Genomic DNA, 1,399 nt, shown 5'->3' on the forward strand with positions numbered 1-1,399 from the left:
GGTAGTGCCCCGAGAGATGGTGTAAGAGCGCCGACCTTCGGAGAGGTCCAAGGCTGATCAGGTCGCCACGGCGGACAGCCTAACGGTTGTAGTGTCGGTGACACGCGCCAGGCTTTCAAGAGACATGTATCTCCGTGCAACCGTCCATTCGTCATTGGTCTCGAGCATCAGCGCGCCGACGAGACGGACGATGGCCTCGTCGTTCGGGAAGATGCCGATGACGTCGGACCTGCGCTTGATCTCCCGGTTCACCCGCTCCAGTGGGTTCGTCGACGCGATCTGGGCCCAATGCTCACGCGGAAAATCCATGTAGGCGAGGACGTCGTCGCGCGAGGCGTCCATGAGGGCGCCGAGCCGCGCCTGCTTCTCGCGCAGCGCGTCAGCCACGACCTCCCACTGGGCTTCGGCATCCGCCTTGTTTTCCTGGGCGAAGATCGTCTTCAGCATTGCCGCCACGGCCGTGCGCTGCTTGGTCGGAGCATGGGCAAGCGCGTTTCTCATCCAGTGAACGCGACAGCGCTGGTGCGTCGCGTCGAACACCCGCCGCGCGGCAGCCCGCAGCCCCTTGTGGTCATCGGAGACCACCAGCTTCACGCCGCGCAGGCCACGGTCGGCGAGAGAGCGCAGGAAGTCGGTCCAGAACGTTTCTGCTTCGGATGGACCGGTGGCGACGCCGAGAACTTCGCGCTTGCCGTCCTCGTTCACAGCTACCGCTATTATCACGGCGCGGCTGATGATCCGCCCGCTCTCGCGCACTTTCACGTAGGTCGCGTCGAGCCAGAGATAGGGCCAGGCGCCTTCGAGCGGCCGGGAGAGGAATGCATTCACCCGCTCGTCGATTTCGACACAAAGGCGACTGACTTGGCTCTTCGACATGCCGCCAGCGCCCATCGCCTTCACCAGATCGTCTACGGAGCGCGTAGAGACCCCGTGGACGTAAGCCTCCTGGATCACCGCCACCAGCGCCTTCTCAGCAGTCCGTCGCGGCTCCAGGAAGCTGGGCAGGTAGCTCCCCTTTCTCAGCCGCGGGATTTCCAGCGCGATCCGACCGGCACGAGTGTCCCAGTCGCGGTCCCGGTAACCGTTTCGCTGAACCTCCCGCAGGGGAGAGCGAGCGCCCTTCGCGGCACCGGTTCGCGCCTCGACCTCCACTTCCATGATCCGCTCGGCCGCGAAGGCCAGCATCTCGCGCACGAGATCGCCATCGGCCTGCTTCTCAACCAGCTCAATCAGCGTCATTCTGTCATCGGTCATCGTCATCTCCGTTCTTGGTTCAAGGTCTTGCAACCCGAACCTTCTCGAAGATCGGCGGTGGCCGCCAGCGTCACACCCGGCCGCGCGCTGCGCTACGCCGGGGGCTCCGCGCGCGGCCTCCTACACCAAGCGTTGGGACACTACC

1 protein-coding gene is annotated in these 1,399 nt (G+C 64.8%); it reads right to left on the reverse strand.

The window, feature by feature from the left end; all coding sequences use genetic code 11:
- Positions 1–57 precede the first annotated feature (57 nt).
- Positions 58–1,254, reverse strand: coding sequence for an IS256 family transposase (locus BM075_RS24055; protein WP_093363127.1), 1,197 nt, complete (start codon positions 1,252–1,254; stop codon positions 58–60).
- Positions 1,255–1,399 lie beyond the last annotated feature (145 nt).

This window comes from Tropicimonas isoalkanivorans (genome assembly GCF_900112335.1).
Lineage (GTDB): Bacteria > Pseudomonadota > Alphaproteobacteria > Rhodobacterales > Rhodobacteraceae > Tropicimonas > Tropicimonas isoalkanivorans.

Excerpts from the sequence above, each read along its gene's own strand:
- BM075_RS24055 (WP_093363127.1), bottom strand. The coding sequence starts at position 1,254 with ATGACCGATGACAGAATGACGCTGATTGAGCTGGTTGAGAAGCAGGCC.